Origin of the sequence: Klebsiella sp. BIGb0149 (assembly GCF_004362605.1) — a bacterium.
Classification (GTDB): domain Bacteria; phylum Pseudomonadota; class Gammaproteobacteria; order Enterobacterales; family Enterobacteriaceae; genus Klebsiella; species Klebsiella terrigena.
In genome coordinates this window covers 154187-170338 of the sequence record NZ_SNYG01000003.1, presented here as the reverse complement: position 1 = coordinate 170338, position 16152 = coordinate 154187, and the positions used below count along the sequence as shown (strand labels likewise).

The window sequence follows — 16152 nt, the reverse complement described above, 5'->3', positions numbered from 1 at the left end:
TTCATACTCTAAAAATGTGATCTGTGAGGTCACCTAACCCCGAGTTTCTCAGCAAGGATTTTCCGTGAGTCGTACAACTACCGTTGACATCGCGCCGGCAAGCGAAGTCATCGACAATAATGTGGTATCCCAGCCAAATCAGTTTATCAAACGCGGTACCCCTCAGTTTATGCGCGTCACCCTGGCGCTGTTCTCTGCCGGTCTCGCCACCTTTGCCCTGCTCTACTGCGTACAGCCGATTCTACCGGTCCTGTCGAGCGAGTTCGGCATCTCACCGGCCAGCAGCAGTATTTCGCTGTCGATTTCCACCGCCATGCTTGCCGTCGGGCTGCTGTTTACCGGTCCCATCTCGGATGCCATCGGGCGTAAAAAGGTGATGGTCACCGCGCTGGTGCTGGCCTCCTGCTGCGCCCTGCTGTCAACGGTCATGACCACCTGGCATGGGATCCTTATCATGCGCGCGCTGATCGGCCTGTCGCTCAGCGGCGTGGCCGCCGTCGGCATGACCTACCTGAGCGAGGAGATCCACCCCAGCGTGGTGGCCTTCTCGATGGGGCTGTACATCAGCGGCAACTCGATCGGCGGCATGAGCGGACGCCTGCTCACCGGGGTGTTTACCGACTTCTTCGGCTGGCGCGTGGCGCTGGCGGCGATCGGCTGTTTTGCCCTCGCCTCGGCCATTATGTTCTGGCGAATTTTGCCCGAGTCGCGCCATTTCCGCCCGACCTCGCTGCGGCCAAAATCCCTGCTGATTAACTTCCGCCTGCACTGGCGCGATCGCGGCCTGCCGCTGCTCTTTCTCGAAGGGTTCCTGCTGATGGGGGCTTTCGTGACGCTGTTTAACTACATCGGCTATCGTCTGATGATGTCGCCGTGGTCGCTGAACCAGGCGGTGGTCGGCCTGCTCTCTGTCGCCTATCTGACCGGAACCTGGAGCTCGCCGAAGGCCGGGGCCATGACCGCCCGCTACGGACGCGGCCCGGTGATGCTGGTCTCTATCGCGGTGATGCTTGGCGGCCTGCTGCTGACGCTTTTCCCCTCGCTGTGGCTGATATTCAGCGGCATGCTGCTCTTTTCTGCCGGTTTTTTTGCCGCGCACTCGGTCGCCAGCAGCTGGATTGGCCCGCGCGCCCGCCGCGCCCGCGGCCAGGCATCGTCGCTGTATCTGTTTAGCTATTATCTGGGTTCCAGCATTGCCGGGACCTTAGGCGGGGTGTTCTGGCATAACTACGGCTGGAATGGCGTTGGCGGCTTTATTGCCCTGATGCTAACGGCAGCACTCGTTACCGGCGCCTGTTTGCACAGGCGTCTGAAATAGCGAGTAATCACGTGGCCTTCACGGCCACGCTGCTCACCACATACCCAGTATCGATGAGGCCCCCAGCAGCTCTCTGACGGCGTCGATTGAAAGGAGTGCGATAAACAGCAAGGTGAACGGATTCATATTAACCCCGCATCAGCGGCCCTGGCTCCCTATGAGTTTAGCCGCTGGCTGAGAAAGAATCTGCTATCCTGGCCACATCATGATGACATTATGATGACCGCCGCCGTCGCGGGATTGCTACAGCATTCCCGCCCACGCGGAAATCAACAGCAGCAGCGCCATCGCGCGCTGGAAGCGAACCAGCGCCGCGGGGGTGCGAAAGACCCGGTTGACGATCTGTCCCAGCCACGCCCAGGCTGCCAGGCACAGCAGCGAAATCACTAAAAACCACGCCGCCATCCGCGCAATGCTCCACATCGCACCTTCGCCGGCGGGCGCAAACAGGCCAACCACCGCCAGCGCCATCATCCACGTCTTCGGATTAACTATCTGCAGCAGCGCGGCAGCGCGAGCGGTAAAGCGTGCAGCCGTGGACGTTTGCAAATTCGGCACCGGAGCGTTGAACAGCTGCCAGCTAAGCCAGCTGAGCCACAGCGCGCCGGTCCAGCTCATCAGCTGGCGGACCAGCGGATGATGATGCAAAAGCTCCCCGGCGCCGGCGCCGGAGATCAGGACGATGACGCTGGCCGAGACGCAGGCTCCCACCACCGCAGAGAGCGTCGCGCGTACGCCATAGCGCTGGCTGTTGGTGAGGATCAGGATATTCGTCGGCCCGGGGGTAATGGAGGCGACGAAGGCAAACAGCAGATAGGGCAGCAGATCCACGGGTGACTCCTTGTTGTCAGGAGCCACCACTGTGCGGCTATTTTCAGGAAACGTCTGGAAGGTTTGTGCACAGGCGCCGGTAGTGGGCCGGGGTGAGTCGATACGAACGCAGGAACCAGCGGCCAAGATGGCTTTGATCGGCAAACCCCGTCGCGGCGGCGACGTCCACCGGCAGCTCGCCGCAGGCCAGCAGCTGTCGCGCTTTCGCCAGCCGCAGCTGGATAAGCCACGCGTGCGGCGCGAGGTGAAACTCGCGCTTAAAACAGCGCGTCAGCGTGAAGCGATCGGTCCCGGTGACCGCCGCCAGGTCGGCAAGACCGATATTGTCGCCCATATGCGCATACAGATAATCCCTCGCCCGGTGCGCCACCGCCGCGCTCCGAATATGCGACGGCAGCTTCTTCCGCCAGCTGCAGTGCGCGGTGAGCTGGGCCAGCAGGTCATCCATACGGCTCTGCTGCACGATGCGCATCTCATTGCCGTGCAGCGTTGAAAACGTCTCGCCGATAGCCCGAACCAGCCGCGGCTCGCGGGTCAGGGTGCGGGGAAAATGGAGCGAGTAGCTGTCGGGAACCGACTCGTAGAGGCCCTGCAGGGTGTGCGTCAGCCAGCGTTCGTCGAGATAGAAGGTCAGATAGGTGAAGCCCCCCGCCACCGGCGCGTCGCCGTCGTGGATCTCGCCGGGCTCAAGCAGGAAGGCGTCGCCGGGATGGCTACGATGGCGTTCCCGGCGACAGGAGAACTGCTGGGTCCCGGACAGGGTTATCCCCACCAGATAGCTGTCGTGCCAGTGCGGATCGTAGGCATGCCCCTCGAAGTGCGCCTTGATGGTTTCAATTCCCGAATCTGCATGCTGTCGCAGCTCAAGCCAGTCGTTTGTCATAATCTCTCCCCCACGCCATCAGCATTGTCTATCCTTTTACGTCTGTCTGGAAGATTTGTGCAGTTCAGCGCATCGCCAATCCCGGCAGGCAATTCACTCGCGTCGCTCGACCCGCCCGGAGGATCAGGATAGTGTAGGGGTCAACAGGCTATGCCTCTCGTTCACTTGCAACAGGTCAGAATTTACTATGGCAGAAAACAAAAACTATCAGCAGCTTACCCATACTTTTCAGCGTCTGTCGCGCTTTTCACATCTGGGCGCCATCGCCGGGTGGGATATGTTCGCCATGATGCCGCCGGGCGGCAGCGCGGCGCGCGGCGCGGCGCTGGCGGAGCTGGGCGTGCTGCAGCACCAAATCCTGACCGATAAGAGCGTGGCTCAGGCGCTGCAGAACGCCCTGCAGGAAGATCTTAACGACGTTGAGCAGGCCAACCTGCGCGAAATGACCCGCCAGCACGCCCAGGCGGCCCTGCTGCCGGAGAGCCTCGTTGAGGCTAAATCGCTGGCCGGCAGCCGCTGCGAACACGCCTGGCGCAGCCAGCGTCCGGCCAATGACTGGGAAGGCTTCGCCGATAACCTGCGCGAAGTCGTCAGGCTGAGCCGCCAGGAGGCGGCCCTGCGCGCCGAAGCTAAGGGCTGTTCGCCGTACGATGCCCTGCTGGATATTTTTGAACCCGATATGACCAGCGCCCGGCTGGACGTGCTGTTTGCCGACCTCAAATCCTGGCTGCCGTCGCTGCTGGCGAACGTGGTTGAGAAACAGGCCCAGCATCCGCTCATCGCGCCGCAGGGCCCGTTCCCTATCGCCGAACAGCGCGAGCTGGGGCTGGAAGCGATGCGCGTGCTGGGCTTTGACTTCAACGCCGGGCGTCTGGACATCAGCGCCCATCCGTTCTGCGGCGGCGTGCCGCAGGACGTGCGTATCACCACCCGCTACAACGAAGACGATCTGCTGAGCGCGCTGTTTGGCGTTATCCACGAAACGGGCCACGCCCGCTATGAGCAGAATTTGCCGCGCACCTGGATCGATCAGCCGGTCGCCCTCGCCCGCTCGACGGCGATCCATGAATCACAAAGCCTGTTTTTCGAAATGCAGCTGGGCCGCAGCGACGCGTTTTTAAACCGCCTGCTGCCTGCCGTGCGCCAGCGCTTCGGCGAGCAGCCGGCGTTCAGCAGCGAGAACTTCGTTGCCTGGAATCAGCGCGTTAAGCCCGGGTTTATTCGCGTGGACGCCGATGAGGTCAGCTATCCGGCGCACGTTATTCTGCGCTATGAGATTGAGCGGGCGCTGATCGATGGCGACATTGAGGTTGACGATATCCCGGCGCTGTGGGATGAAAAAATGCAGAGCTGGCTGGGACTCTCCACCACCGGTAACTATCGCAACGGCTGTATGCAGGATATTCACTGGACCGACGGCGGCTTTGGCTACTTCCCTTCCTATACCCTGGGGGCGATGTACGCGGCGCAGCTGATGGCGGCCGCCAGACGCGCCTTGCCGCAGCTCGAGAGCCAGATTGCCAGCGGCGACTTCTCCAGCCTGTTCGACTGGCTGCAGCAGAACATCTGGCAGCACGGCAGCCGCTTCACCACTTCCCAGCTGATTCACAACGCCACCGGGGAAGATTTGAACAGCGACTACTTCCGCCAGCATCTGACCTCCCGCTATCTGTAAAACTCCGCGCCGGGCAACGTCCCGGCGCATTATTTCTGCATGATGAACCGCGTCGTACATTCGGTTACACGCCGATACCAAACACTCACGGAAAGCTCGAAAAGAGAAGCATATAGTTCTTTCACCGGCCCCGCAGTGGGGTTGAATGAAAAAAACCTTTTCGAGGATATCAGAATGAAAAAAGTATTAGCTCTGGTCGTTGCCGCTGCTATGGGTCTGTCTTCTGCTGCTTTCGCTGCTGATGCGGTAAGCACCACTCAGGCTCCGGCTGCTGCAACTCACAGCACCACTGCCAAGACCACTCATCACAAAAAACACCATAAAGCCGCCGCTAAACCGGCCACAGAGCAGAAAGCTCAGGCTGCGAAAAAACACAAAAAAGCAGAAGCTAAACCGGCTGCCGCTCAGAAAGCCCAGGCCGCTAAAAAGCACCACAAAGCCGCTGCTAAACCTGCCGTAGCCCAGAAAGCTCAGGCTGCTAAAAAACACCACAAAGCCGCTGCTAAACCTGCCGTAGCTCAGAAAGCTCAGGCCGCTAAAAAACACCACAAAGCTAAACACCACGCTGCGGCTAAACCTGCTGCACAGCCGGCTGCATAATTCATCCGGTTAGTCTGGTATCGTAATAAATCGGCGCTGCTTCAGCGCCGTTTTTTTCTGGAGGATACTATGCTGCGGCGCTACCGTTTCGAGCTCATTCTGATCCTGCTGATTATCTGTGCGCTGGTTGCGACCCGCTTTTTTCTCTACTAACGCGGCAGCGCTTAATCATCCCCTTCGATCGGATAACCCGCCTGACGTATCGCATTTCGACAATCGCTGACCCCTGCCGCATAGCCCGCTTCAATCTCACAGACCGGACTCGCACAGCACACCGGCAGCCTCACCGGCGTTGCCAGCTGCCGCTCCAGCTGCGTAATTCTCTCCCGGGCAGCCAGAAGCTCGGCGGCGAAAAGCGCGGGCGCAATATCGTCTCTTTCACCGTTTACCGCCGCGCGCAGCGCGTCATTCTCGATCATCGTTCACTCTCCTCACCGGTAGCCCCCTTCAACCATAGCCTCTTTACGCGGACCTAGGCCCGACTACCAATTAATTGCCAGAGATTGTAGCCAAGGCCGTAGAGGGCGAGGACCAGCAGGAAAGCGGCCGAAATCGTCGTTAACAGCCGGGTGTGCGCCGGCGTCAGCCAGCGATGAATGGCGAGAATATAAAATGAGAGTACGCTGAGGTCGATAACCACCCACAGCGCGGTCAGGATCCCAAGGCTCGTGCCGCTATCGGCGGTGATATGGATAAACTGCGGAAAAAACGCGACAAAAAACAGAATATCTTTGGGATTACCCAGGGCGGTGATAAATCCCGCCGTCAGCCCGCCGCGCCGGGCCGCCGGGCGAGCCGCTGAGGTTTCGCGCAGCATTCCTACCGCCAGAAAGGCAACGTACAGCGATCCGCCGATCGCCACCAGCGTCAGCGCCTGCGGGTCGAGGCGCAGCGCGCCGGTCAGCGTTGCCGCGGCGACGGCAATCAGCAGCAGCGAGGCCAGATTGCCGCCGATCATCGTCCGTACCGCCCGGGCATAACCCTCCCGCGCCGCGGTCCCGGTCACCAGCAGCACCACCGGTCCCGGGGTCGCAATCAGGGCCACGACCGTCAGACAATATCCCGCCACCAGCATGTAGTTCATGATAATAACTCACTCAATGATTTAGAGTTCTGCATTCTGTTCTTTGATTAACAGGTTGAAAAACGAGAAATGGTGAGTTTGAATGTGAGTATGACTCACAATAGAGATCCATGACGATGTCGACGCCTCCCCTCTACGCCCTGCGCGCGTTTGAAACCGCCGCGCGTCTGGGCTCGTTTAGCCGGGCCGCCGCCGCGCTGCACGTCACCCCCGGCGCCGTCAGCCGGCATATCGCTGCCCTGGAGGCGTGGTTCGAGTGCCGGCTGTTTATTCGTCAGGGGCCAAAGGTGATCATCACCGATGCCGGGCGGCAGCTGGCAAACGCGCTGGAGGAGAGCTTTTCGGCCATCGACAGGGCCTGCCATTCGCTGCGCCGACAGGCGGGAAAGCTGCGGCTGAAGGCTCCCTCGACGCTAACCATGCGCTGGCTGCTGGACGTACTGCAGCGCTTTCGCCAGCAGCATCAGCGCCCTGAAATCGAGCTCAGCAGCGTATGGATGGATAAGGACAGCGTTGATTTCGCGCGGGAGCCGTACGACTGCGCGATCCTCCTCGGTGACGGAAACTTTGGCGCGGATAAGCGCCAGACGCTGCTGTTCGCCGAGTGGCTGATCCCGGTCTGCGCGCCGGCAATGACCCCGGCGGCGCGGGAAGATTTAGCCTCCTGCCCGCTGATTCACCCGACCACCGACCGCCGGGACTGGCGGCGCTGGCTGCAGCATAGCGGGCAGCATCCGGCGGTAGATCTCTCCCAGGGGCTGGTTTTCGATAGCCTGGAACAGGGCAATATGGCGGCCATGAGCGGTCACGGCGTTTCGGTGGGCGATCTGCTGCTTAGCCAGCAGGCGCTGCGGGCGGGACTGCTGACGCTGCCGTTTTCGCAGGCCGTCGCTACCGGTGAGGGATACTATCTGGTGTGGTCTGCAAATACGCTCAGCCCGCAGCCGATTGCTCTGCTGCAGGCGTTTTTGCTCGCGCACGTTCCGGGGCCTTTTCCCGACGGGATCCTTCGTCGGGGAAAGGCCCCGCGATGACGTGCAGCGATGTGGTGATGGCTTACAAAACGCTGACCGCCTGCGCCACCAGATACCCCGCAGCGCCCCAGATAAAGACGGACACGACGGATACATAAACCAACGCACGAATACCTTTTTTCGACATACGTCCTCCCGAGACTGGAGCCAGAAATCACCGATATCATCGCGGGGACAACATCTCTGCTTGCTCAACGGCTGCTATCAATAACAGCCTTTTGAGTGAGAAAATGTTTCGTTTTGCAAGTAAGCACAAATGGTGTAAAAAAGGACGGTTTTTTGTGAAGTTGTCTGTTTTATATAGTATTACTCTAATGATTTTTATTAACAAACGCCGGAAAAACGCATCATGTCCGGTCGCAGATGGCGCCCTCTTTTTGGTACTTTCTGTAACCCGATATCTGTTGCTTCCAGGGCCGGTTTCTGCGGAAATGACAGCAGCAAAAAATGCGCGCTAACTGGTTGAGTTATCGACCTTCTTTGCGTTCAAAGCGGCAACTTTACCGGGGGCTGACGGCGTGCTGATTTAATTAAAATTACTGTTAACTTTCATAAACTTAAATCTCCTGCTACTTTCAATATAGCCACAATCATCCCCGGCGCACTCGGGTGGCCAGCAGGGTGGTGAGTATAATTATCTCCTCAGAGAGTGATATGCGTAGAGACGTACTGTTATTACTGTGTTCATTTTGCCTGTTTCCTCTGTTTGCACAGGCTGACGATGACGGCATGAGCGCGAAAGATATCAAGACCCTGTTTTTTGGTCATGATGACCGCAAGCCGGTAAGCAACCCCGCCGACGCCCCGTGGGACGCCATCGGCCAGCTGGAAACAGCCAGCGGCAATCTGTGCACCGCCACTCTGATCTCCCCCAACCTGGCGCTGACCGCCGGGCACTGCCTGCTGACGCCGCCGAAGGGTAAGCCGGATAAAGTCGTCGCCCTGCGCTTTATCTCGCGCAAAAACGGCTGGGTTTACGAAATCCACGGCGTCGAGGGTCGCGTGGACCCGTCATTAGGCAGGCGCCTGAAGGCCGACGGCGACGGCTGGATAGTCCCCTCCGCCGCCGCGCCTTCGGACTTTGGCTTAGTCGTGCTGCGCTATGCGCCTTCCGGAATCGACCCGATCCCGCTGTTTCCCGGCAGTAAGGCCGACCTGACCGCCGCGCTAAAGGTCGCCGAGCGCAAGGTGACTCAGTCCGGCTACCCGGAAGATCACCTCGATAATCTGTACAACCATCAGGACTGCATCGTGACCGGCTGGGCCCAGACCTCGGTTCTGTCGCACCAGTGCGATACCCTACCCGGCGATAGCGGTTCCCCGCTGCTGTTAAAAACCGAAACCGGCTGGCAGGTGATTGCCGTCCAGAGCTCGGCGCCGGGGCCGAAGGATCGCTGGCGCGCGGACAATCGGGCCATTTCGGTGACCGGTTTTCGCGACAAGCTGGAGACGCTGGCCGGCGAGTAACCGCTACCCCTGCTGCTGGCGCAGCTGAAGCAAAGAGGCAATCGGCATCGGCTCGCTAAAATAGTAGCCCTGCAGCTTGTCGCATCCCGCACGACGCAGCAGCGCCAGCTGCTGCTGATTTTCCACTCCCTCCGCCACCACCGTCATGCCCAGCGCGCCGGCGATGCGCACGGTACCGCGCACCAGCTCCGCCGCCTGCGGATCGGTGTCGACCAGCCCGGCCAGCGATTTATCAATCTTCAGCGTGTCAAAACTGAAGCTGCGCAGATAGCCAATACTGGAGTAGCCGATGCCGAAATCGTCCAACGCAACGGCCGCCCCCAGCGCCTTCATGTTTTCAATGGCCGCGCGGGCGCGTTCGGGGTTCTCCATCACGTAGCTCTCGGTGACTTCAACCTGCAGGCGACGGGCCGGGAAATGGCAGCGGGCGAGGACCTGCACCACGCGCGTCTCAAACTCCGGGTCGCGAAACTGCGCCGGCGAGATATTTACCGACAGCATCAGGTCCCCCATCGGCTGCAGGTCGCAGCAGGCGCGATGGAGCACAAACTGGCCGAGCGCGTAAATCAGGCCGCTGCTTTCGGCGACGCTGATAAAGACGTCCGGCGGCAGCGCGCCCTGGGGGCGCCGCGGCCAGCGTATCAGCGCCTCCACGCCTTCGATGGTCAGGGTTCCGGCGTTGACTATCGGCTGATACCAGACGTCAAACTCGTCGTTTTCAAGCCCCTGACGGATGCCGTTTTCCAGATTCAGCTGATACTGCCTGGCGTCGCTCAGCGCCTCGTCGTACCAGGTTGTGCGCCCCTTTCCGGTTTTCTTCGAATGATACATGGCGATATCGGCGCGGCGGAAAAGCTCGGTGCTCGAGCACAGGGCCGGCGCTCCGCTGGCGATCCCGAGGCTGGCGCTGATATAGATTTTACGATCGCTCAGGTCAATCGGCGATTTCAGCATTTCCAGCACCGCCCAGGCGAACGCCGACGCCTGGCTTATCGCCTGCTCGCCGCCGACGGTCATGGCAAACTCGTCCCCGCCCATGCGCGCCAGCATCCCCCCGGCGGGCACCCTCTCCTGCAGCTCGCGGGCGACGTGGGTAATCAGCGCATCGCCAACGTCGTGCCCGTAGTTATCGTTAACGTCTTTAAAGCCGTCGAGGTCGATAAACACCACGCTCTGCATCTCGTGCTGCGATCGTTCACACACTACGTTGAGGCGCTCAATCAGCGCCCGCCGGTTGGGCAGCCGGCTCAGCCAGTCGGTCATGGCGATGGTGCGTGCCAGCTTTTCTCCGCGCGCCAGCTTATACAGCCCCAGGCAGCTAAAGAGGATGAACAGCAGGATCAGGCTGGCGGCCACCAGCGCGATCAGGCGAATGCTGCCGGATGCCGCCTGAGCCGCCTCCGCTCCCGGCAGCCGCGGCTGCCAGCTGAGGTAGCTAATAATCTCCCCGCCGTTGGTGCGCAGCGCCACGCTATAGTCGCCGCTGGTTTCGGTGGTGTGCAGATGACGAATTTGAAAAGTATCCCCGAGCTTTTGCAGCATATCGGGGTTGATGTGTCGGGTAATCACCAGATAGCGCCGCGTATCGTCGTACACCTGCAGGCGACCCATGGTCGGGCGTATCAGGCCAATAGCGATAAAGGCAATCCCCTCCCGGGTTCGGGTTATCCCGGCGTAGGCGCTGGTTCCGTTGCGCAGCGCCGCGCCGTGCTCGGCGATCATCGACTGCAGCCCGCGGCCAAAAAAGCCGATATCCGTCTCATTAAAGGACTGACTGCGAAACGATCCCCACAGCACCCGGTAGTGCTGATCGAGGACAAAGGTACCGTCGTAGAGGTTATTTATTTTGAAGCCCGAACCCCAGGAATCAAACAGCCATTTGGTATCGAGCGTTGGGGCATAGGTCTGCTTAACGGCGTCGTCCCAGATGGAGTTATCCAGCACCAGCGACATAACGCGGTTCACCGAGGTCTGCACCGCGCCGTTAACCGAAAGCACCGAGCGGTGGCGGTCGATCTCGTTCGCCTTGATGCCAATCAGGTGCTGCGACAGATAAAGCAGGGAAATAACGGAAGCGATCAGGCCTATTCCGGCGAGGAGAATAATGACCGCAAGCGTTTTGGCCGAAGGAAGATGACGCCAACCAGGCAAGTTAACCATTATCTGTCCTCATCGCGGCTGGGGAAAAACGCACCGAATATACTCTTTTTTAAAGAGTAATACAGAGAACAGATTTTGCCGCCTGCGCGGGCAGGCGGCGTTCAATCAGGCCAGTTTTATTAACACCATCCCGATAATCAACAGCATCACGCCGATCCAGCCTTTGCTGTTCAAACGCTGGCCGAACAGGACCCAGCCGGCGGTGATGGTCGCCGCGATACCGAAGCCGCCCCAGAGCGCATAGGCTACCGACAGCTCAATCCCCTTCACCGCCTGCGATAGCGCGCTGAACGCGCCCAGCACGGCGAGCAGTGACAACGCGCCGTAGATCTTGCGGCGAAAGCCGTCAGAAAACTTCAGGAAGACGTTAGCGGCAATCTCCAGCACGATGGCCAGCGCCAGCCAGGCCGCATGGATCCACTCAAACTGTTGCATGGGTCCTCTCTTCTGGCTGCTTCACCGCCTTTTTGGTGCCGGACTTGATGAGAACAATCCCGACCACCAGCGTCGCCAGACCCGCCATTTTGACCACCGAGAGCGTCTCGTCAAACAGCAGGACGCTGAACAGCGTGATCAGCAAAATGCCGATACCTTCCCACAGCGCGTAGGCCACGCCGAGGGCAATTTTTTTAACCGCGAAGGCCAGAAAAATATATGAAAGTGCAATCATTGCCAGCATCAAAATAAAACCGGTGTGGTCACCGCTGACGCTCGCCCATTTCATCGAAAGGGTCCCGGTAATTTCTGCAACGATAGCAAGTGCTAATAAAATCCAATAAAACATGATCCCTTCTCCTGCTTGAGAATATAATCCATTACGGCCTACAGCAAAGGTAAACCGAAAAATTCTGACGTAGATTTAGCCGTGCGCAACGCTGCGCCAGCTCAGGCAGAGAGAGGGATCTAAAGCGCTGAACGCCAGTGCTGTTCGCCAGCAAAGCGTGAGTTTGTGCGGGAAAGCGAAGGGAGATAACAAATATAGATACTGAACTGATTGTCCATAAAATTACAATTATCCGCGGTATTGCTTCTCGTCATTGCGGATGAAAATTGTCCTCGGTAGTTATACACAGCTAATTTGTAGCATAATGCTACATTATACTCAAAGCCTTTGCATTTCTTTACCTCGGCTATTTGATTTAGATTAGCTTTTCCTGATGCCGATCGCCATTATGATGGCGCGTCGTTATTTTAATTTTGTCGCCTGATGATTTTATCGCCGGCGGCAGAGGCGTGGCGAACAAATACTCCACGCTGTACGCGCAAAAAAGTCGTGATTTTTTATCCGCATCTGCGTCTACAATGTGAGGAAAACAGGCTCTATTTTCAGGGATTCGTATGGCCAAACCCATCATCACTCTTAACGGATTAAAGATTGTCATCATGCTGGGCATGCTGGTCATCATCCTTACCGGCATCCGCTTCGCCGCGGATATTATCGTCCCCTTCGTTCTGGCGCTGTTTCTCGCGGTGGTCCTTAACCCTCTGGTGCAGCTGATGGTACGCTGCCGTGTCCCGCGGGTGCTGGCGATCTCGCTCTTAATCAGCGCGATCGTTATGCTGGCGATCGTCCTGCTGGCCTCGCTGGGCACCTCCCTGAACGAGCTGGCGCGCACCCTGCCGCAGTACCGCGCCTCGCTATCCGAACCGGTGCAGACCATCACCCCGTGGCTGCAGCGGTTCGGCTTTACCGTTTCCGTCGTCGAGCTGAACAAATATATTGACCCCAACGCGGTGATGACGATGGTCACCGGCCTGCTCACCCAGCTCTCTAACGCCATGTCGTCGATCTTCCTGCTGCTGCTGACGGTGGTGTTTATGCTGCTGGAAGTACCGCAGCTGCCGGCCAAGCTGCAGCAGCTGATGACCCGCCCGGTTGAGGGCATGGGCGCAATCCAGCGCGCGCTCGACAGCGTCTCGCACTATCTGGTGCTGAAAACCGCAATTAGCCTGGTCACCGGGCTGGTCGTCTGGGGCATGCTGGTGCTGCTGGAGGTGCGCTTTGCCTTTGTGTGGGGGCTGCTGGCTTTCGCGCTCAACTATATTCCCAATATCGGCTCGGTGCTGGCGGCCATTCCGCCTATTTTACAGGTGCTGGTGTTCGGCGGCCTGTATGACGCGCTGATCGTGCTCGCGGGCTATCTGGTGATCAACCTAGTGTTCGGCAATATCCTCGAACCGCGGATTATGGGGCGCGGGCTCGGGCTCTCAACGCTGGTGGTATTCCTGTCGCTGATTTTTTGGGGCTGGCTGCTGGGGCCGGTGGGGATGCTGCTGTCGGTGCCGCTGACCATCATTGTTAAAATTGCCCTTGAACAGAGCGAGAGCGGACAGAGCATCGCCTTCCTGCTGAGCGACCTCAGCAAGGATTAACCTCCCACTCCCACTACGGGCCAGCCGGCCCGTAGACCACTACTCCTTTAGCATTATTGATCCTCGTCACATCCTGCGTCCGTCATTCATTACTCTTAAGCTAACAGTCTGTCCGCGGGCTTAATTGATGCCCTGCGCCTCGCGTCGCACACTAACTTCCACACCATGACAGTCAAAACGATTTGTCGAATCAGGAGGTTAATAATGAATGCCGAACAAACGACGGGACGGGTCTGGAACCGCCGCCGGACGGAAAAGCAGCGGCGACTGGCCGCCGCCAACGTCTCCGGTAAGGTTATCCCCAGCGAACAGCTGGTCGACGCGCTGGAGCATCTGCTCGCCCCCGGCGATCGCGTGGTGCTGGAAGGCAATAACCAGAAGCAGGCCGACTTCCTCTCCCGCATGCTGGCGGAGGTAAACCCGCAAAAAGTCCACGACCTGCATATGATCATGCCGAGCGTCGGGCGCAGCGAGCATCTGGACCTTTTTGAAAAGGGCATCGCCCGCAAGCTCGACTTCTCCTTCTCCGGCACCCAGAGCCTGCGCATCTCGCAGCTGCTGGAGGACGGTCTGCTGGAGATTGGCGCCATTCATACCTATATCGAGCTCTACTCCCGCCTGTACGTCGATCTTTCGCCGAACGTCGCGCTGATTGCCGGCTATAAAGCGGACCGCAAAGGCAACCTCTATACCGGGCCGAGCACCGAAGACACCCCGGCGCTGGTTGAGGCCGCGGCCTTCCACGACGGCATCGTCATTGCCCAGGTGAACGAACTGGTCGACGACGAGTGCGACCTGCCACGCGTGGATATTCCGGGTTCGTGGATCGATTACGTGGTGGTCGCCGATAAGCCGTTCTTTATCGAACCGCTGTTCACCCGCGACCCGCGCCTCATCAAGCAGGAGCATATCCTGATGGCGATGATGGCCATTAAGGGCATCTACGCCGAGCATCAGGTGCAGTCTCTTAACCACGGTATCGGCTTCAACACTGCCGCTATCGAGCTGCTGCTGCCGACCTACGGCGAACGGTTGGGCCTGAAGGGCAAAATCTGTAAGCACTGGACGCTCAACCCGCACCCTACGCTTATCCCCGCCATTGAAAGCGGCTGGGTGGAAAGCGTGCACTGCTTCGGCGGCGAGCTGGGGATGGAGGAGTACATCCGCGCCCGTCCGGACGTGTTCTTCACCGGCGCCGACGGCTCCATGCGCTCCAACCGCGCCTTCTGCCAGCTGGCGGGGCAATATGCGGTCGATATGTTTATCGGCTCAACCCTGCAGGTTGACGGCCTCGCCAACTCGTCAACGGTGACCCGCGGCCGGCTGTCAGGCTTCGGCGGCGCCCCCAATATGGGCCACGACCCGCACGGCCGCCGCCACGCAACCCCGGCCTGGCTGAATATGATCACCGAGCCCGACCCGATGCAGCGCGGTAAAAAGCTGGTGGTGCAGATGGTCGAAACCTTCCAGGCCGGCGTGAAGCCCACCTTCGTCGAAAAACTCGATGCTATCGAGGTGGCGAAAGCCTCCGGGATGCCGCTGGCGCCGGTGATGATCTACGGCGATGACGTCACCCACGTGCTCACCGAAGAAGGCATTGCCTACCTCTACCGTGCCGAAAGCCTGGAAGAGCGCCGGGCGATGGTGGCGGCGGTCGCCGGGATCACCGATATCGGCCTTGGCGTCGACGCGAAGCGCGTTGCCGCGCTGCGCCAGAGCGGCAAGGTGGTTTATCCGGAAGACATCGGCATTCGCCGCAGCGATGCCACCCGCTCCCTGCTGGCCGCCGGCAGCGTAGCCGATCTGGTGGAGTGGTCCGACGGACTCTATAACCCACCGGCAAAATTCCGGAGCTGGTAATGAAACTCCTGTCACAGACTTATGCCGAGGTGCAGGCAGAAGAGCTGGCGTTCATCGCCCGCGACTGTCTGATCGACGAAGCGCGATTAAGCCCGAAGCCGGGTCTGGTGGACAGCCGGGGAAACGGCGCCCATCACGACCTCTCTTTGGCGCTGATGGAGCGCTCGGCGCACAGCCTGGCCCCAACGTTTCTGCAGCTGGCCCAGCAAAGCTGGCAGCGCCCCGCCGACATCGCCCTGCGCGAAACCGTTGGCCGCTTAGGGCGCGAAGGCGAACGGCAGATGATGGCCGCCACCCGCGGCGTGAACACCCACCGCGGCGCCATCTGGGCGCTCGGTTTACTGGTCAGCGCCGTGGCAATGCATGGCGGTAACGCAGGCGCACGGCAGATTGCACAATCCGCCGCCCTGCTCGCCCGCCTGCCGGACGGCGCCGCGCCGAAAACCTTCAGCAAAGGGCTGAAAGCCACGCATCAGTACCGGGTGCCGGGTGCACGTGAAGAGGCGCAGCAGGCGTTTCCGCACGTGATGCGGCTCGCGCTGCCGCAGCTGTTACGCAGCCGTGCAATGGGGGCGAACGAGAGCGCAGCCCGCCTTGACGCGCTGATGGCGATCATGACCTCGCTCAGCGATACCTGTGTGCTTTCCCGAGCCGGCATGCCCGGCCTGGAAGCGATGCAGGCAGGCGCCCGCGCGGTACTGAACGCCGGCGGTTGCGCCACGGCACAGGGTCGCGAAGCGCTCGCTGTGCTTGATGCCCAGATGCTCGCCCTTAACGCTTCGCCCGGCGGTGCCGCGGATCTTCTCGCCGCCACGCTGTTTCTTGACAGGGTCAGCCAGCCCGCGTCTTGCTCAATTTAAAGAGGAT

General features: G+C 59.8%; 18 protein-coding genes. 9 read left to right on the top strand and 9 right to left on the bottom strand.

The genetic code is table 11. The features are described 5' to 3' along the window. Positions 1-64 precede the first annotated feature (64 nt). Positions 65-1318 (top strand): MFS transporter, encoded by a 1254-nt coding sequence (locus EDF75_RS12565; protein ID WP_045858404.1) that lies wholly within the window; start codon positions 65-67, stop codon positions 1316-1318. A 33-nt stretch (positions 1319-1351) separates the two neighbouring features. Here EDF75_RS12565 and EDF75_RS27340 read toward each other — a convergent pair whose 3' ends face one another. The 3 genes from EDF75_RS27340 to EDF75_RS12555 form a co-directional block, all read right to left on the bottom strand. Beyond that, a complete protein-coding gene (locus EDF75_RS27340) occupies positions 1352-1444 on the bottom strand; it encodes a KPN_01571 family protein (RefSeq protein WP_217698319.1) in 93 nt (30 codons plus the stop codon). 117 nt (positions 1445-1561) lie between these two features. After that, positions 1562-2149, bottom strand: a complete 588-nt coding sequence (locus tag EDF75_RS12560; RefSeq protein ID WP_133599629.1) for a LysE family translocator — start codon at positions 2147-2149, stop codon at positions 1562-1564. 43 nt (positions 2150-2192) lie between these two features. Next, positions 2193-3032 carry an AraC family transcriptional regulator gene (locus tag EDF75_RS12555; protein ID WP_133599628.1) on the bottom strand — a complete coding sequence of 280 codons (840 nt, stop codon included), beginning with the start codon at positions 3030-3032 and terminating at the stop codon, positions 2193-2195. Between the two features lie 187 nt (positions 3033-3219). On the opposite strand from EDF75_RS12555, the gene EDF75_RS12550 reads away from it, so the two are divergent. From EDF75_RS12550 to ydgU, 3 genes are all read left to right on the top strand, one after another. Continuing rightward, positions 3220-4707 carry a carboxypeptidase M32 gene (locus EDF75_RS12550; RefSeq protein WP_133599627.1) on the top strand — a complete coding sequence of 496 codons (1488 nt, stop codon included), beginning with the start codon at positions 3220-3222 and terminating at the stop codon, positions 4705-4707. Between the two features lie 174 nt (positions 4708-4881). Beyond that, entirely contained in the window at positions 4882-5307 is a 426-nt protein-coding gene (gene asr / locus EDF75_RS12545; RefSeq protein WP_133599626.1) for an acid resistance repetitive basic protein Asr, read from the top strand. Positions 5308-5376: 69 nt separating this feature from the next. Further along, positions 5377-5460, top strand: a complete 84-nt coding sequence (gene ydgU / locus EDF75_RS27615; RefSeq protein ID WP_095103248.1) for a small membrane protein YdgU — start codon at positions 5377-5379, stop codon at positions 5458-5460. 11 nt (positions 5461-5471) lie between these two features. Here ydgU and EDF75_RS12535 read toward each other — a convergent pair whose 3' ends face one another. After that, complete coding sequence (locus EDF75_RS12535; protein WP_133599625.1) at positions 5472-5726, bottom strand: hypothetical protein; 255 nt, start codon at positions 5724-5726, stop codon at positions 5472-5474. A gap of 53 nt (positions 5727-5779) precedes the next feature. Beyond that, a complete protein-coding gene (locus EDF75_RS12530) occupies positions 5780-6391 on the bottom strand; it encodes a LysE family translocator (protein ID WP_133599624.1) in 612 nt (203 codons plus the stop codon). Between the two features lie 116 nt (positions 6392-6507). On the opposite strand from EDF75_RS12530, the gene EDF75_RS12525 reads away from it, so the two are divergent. Beyond that, positions 6508-7425 carry a LysR substrate-binding domain-containing protein gene (locus tag EDF75_RS12525; RefSeq protein ID WP_133599623.1) on the top strand — a complete coding sequence of 306 codons (918 nt, stop codon included), beginning with the start codon at positions 6508-6510 and terminating at the stop codon, positions 7423-7425. Positions 7426-8079: 654 nt separating this feature from the next. Then, positions 8080-8892 carry a trypsin-like serine peptidase gene (locus EDF75_RS12520; RefSeq protein ID WP_133599622.1) on the top strand — a complete coding sequence of 271 codons (813 nt, stop codon included), beginning with the start codon at positions 8080-8082 and terminating at the stop codon, positions 8890-8892. 3 nt (positions 8893-8895) lie between these two features. On the opposite strand, the gene EDF75_RS12515 is transcribed toward EDF75_RS12520, so the two are convergent. The 4 genes from EDF75_RS12515 to EDF75_RS27610 all read right to left on the bottom strand — a co-directional run bounded on the left by EDF75_RS12515 (position 8896) and on the right by EDF75_RS27610 (position 12123). Next, a complete protein-coding gene (locus EDF75_RS12515; protein WP_133599621.1) occupies positions 8896-11052 on the bottom strand; it encodes a putative bifunctional diguanylate cyclase/phosphodiesterase in 2157 nt (718 codons plus the stop codon). Between the two features lie 105 nt (positions 11053-11157). Continuing rightward, complete coding sequence (gene mdtI / locus EDF75_RS12510) at positions 11158-11487, bottom strand: multidrug/spermidine efflux SMR transporter subunit MdtI (RefSeq protein ID WP_045858422.1); 330 nt, start codon at positions 11485-11487, stop codon at positions 11158-11160. Beyond that, positions 11474-11836 carry a multidrug/spermidine efflux SMR transporter subunit MdtJ gene (gene mdtJ, locus EDF75_RS12505; RefSeq protein WP_123708103.1) on the bottom strand — a complete coding sequence of 121 codons (363 nt, stop codon included), beginning with the start codon at positions 11834-11836 and terminating at the stop codon, positions 11474-11476. The genes mdtI and mdtJ overlap by 14 nt, the downstream gene beginning before the upstream one ends. Before the next feature lie 119 nt (positions 11837-11955). Further along, positions 11956-12123 carry a protein YdgV gene (locus tag EDF75_RS27610; protein ID WP_462442466.1) on the bottom strand — a complete coding sequence of 56 codons (168 nt, stop codon included), beginning with the start codon at positions 12121-12123 and terminating at the stop codon, positions 11956-11958. A gap of 267 nt (positions 12124-12390) precedes the next feature. Here EDF75_RS27610 and EDF75_RS12500 point away from each other — a divergent pair, with 267 nt between their 5' ends. From EDF75_RS12500 to EDF75_RS12490, 3 genes are all read left to right on the top strand, one after another. Beyond that, positions 12391-13425 (top strand): AI-2E family transporter, encoded by a 1035-nt coding sequence (locus tag EDF75_RS12500; RefSeq protein WP_045858426.1) that lies wholly within the window; start codon positions 12391-12393, stop codon positions 13423-13425. Positions 13426-13629: 204 nt separating this feature from the next. Then, positions 13630-15285, top strand: coding sequence for a malonate decarboxylase subunit alpha (mdcA, locus tag EDF75_RS12495; protein ID WP_045858428.1), 1656 nt, complete (start codon positions 13630-13632; stop codon positions 15283-15285). Beyond that, positions 15285-16145: a triphosphoribosyl-dephospho-CoA synthase gene (locus EDF75_RS12490; protein WP_133599620.1), complete on the top strand. Its 861-nt coding sequence runs from the start codon at positions 15285-15287 to the stop codon at positions 16143-16145. Before mdcA ends, EDF75_RS12490 begins: the two co-directional genes overlap by 1 nt. Positions 16146-16152 lie beyond the last annotated feature (7 nt).

Excerpts from the sequence above, each read along its gene's own strand:
- asr (WP_133599626.1), top strand. The coding sequence starts at position 4,882 with ATGAAAAAAGTATTAGCTCTGGTCGTTGCCGCTGCTATGGGTCTGTCT.
- EDF75_RS12550 (WP_133599627.1), top strand. The coding sequence starts at position 3,220 with ATGGCAGAAAACAAAAACTATCAGCAGCTTACCCATACTTTTCAGCGT.
- EDF75_RS12555 (WP_133599628.1), bottom strand. The coding sequence starts at position 3,032 with ATGACAAACGACTGGCTTGAGCTGCGACAGCATGCAGATTCGGGAATT.
- EDF75_RS27340 (WP_217698319.1), bottom strand. The coding sequence starts at position 1,444 with ATGAATCCGTTCACCTTGCTGTTTATCGCACTCCTTTCAATCGACGCC.
- EDF75_RS12500 (WP_045858426.1), top strand. The coding sequence starts at position 12,391 with ATGGCCAAACCCATCATCACTCTTAACGGATTAAAGATTGTCATCATG.
- EDF75_RS12530 (WP_133599624.1), bottom strand. The coding sequence starts at position 6,391 with ATGAACTACATGCTGGTGGCGGGATATTGTCTGACGGTCGTGGCCCTG.
- EDF75_RS12515 (WP_133599621.1), bottom strand. The coding sequence starts at position 11,052 with ATGGTTAACTTGCCTGGTTGGCGTCATCTTCCTTCGGCCAAAACGCTT.
- mdtJ (WP_123708103.1), bottom strand. The coding sequence starts at position 11,836 with ATGTTTTATTGGATTTTATTAGCACTTGCTATCGTTGCAGAAATTACC.
- EDF75_RS12525 (WP_133599623.1), top strand. The coding sequence starts at position 6,508 with ATGTCGACGCCTCCCCTCTACGCCCTGCGCGCGTTTGAAACCGCCGCG.
- ydgU (WP_095103248.1), top strand. The coding sequence starts at position 5,377 with ATGCTGCGGCGCTACCGTTTCGAGCTCATTCTGATCCTGCTGATTATC.
- EDF75_RS12535 (WP_133599625.1), bottom strand. The coding sequence starts at position 5,726 with ATGATCGAGAATGACGCGCTGCGCGCGGCGGTAAACGGTGAAAGAGAC.
- mdtI (WP_045858422.1), bottom strand. The coding sequence starts at position 11,487 with ATGCAACAGTTTGAGTGGATCCATGCGGCCTGGCTGGCGCTGGCCATC.
- EDF75_RS12520 (WP_133599622.1), top strand. The coding sequence starts at position 8,080 with ATGCGTAGAGACGTACTGTTATTACTGTGTTCATTTTGCCTGTTTCCT.
- EDF75_RS12490 (WP_133599620.1), top strand. The coding sequence starts at position 15,285 with ATGAAACTCCTGTCACAGACTTATGCCGAGGTGCAGGCAGAAGAGCTG.
- mdcA (WP_045858428.1), top strand. The coding sequence starts at position 13,630 with ATGAATGCCGAACAAACGACGGGACGGGTCTGGAACCGCCGCCGGACG.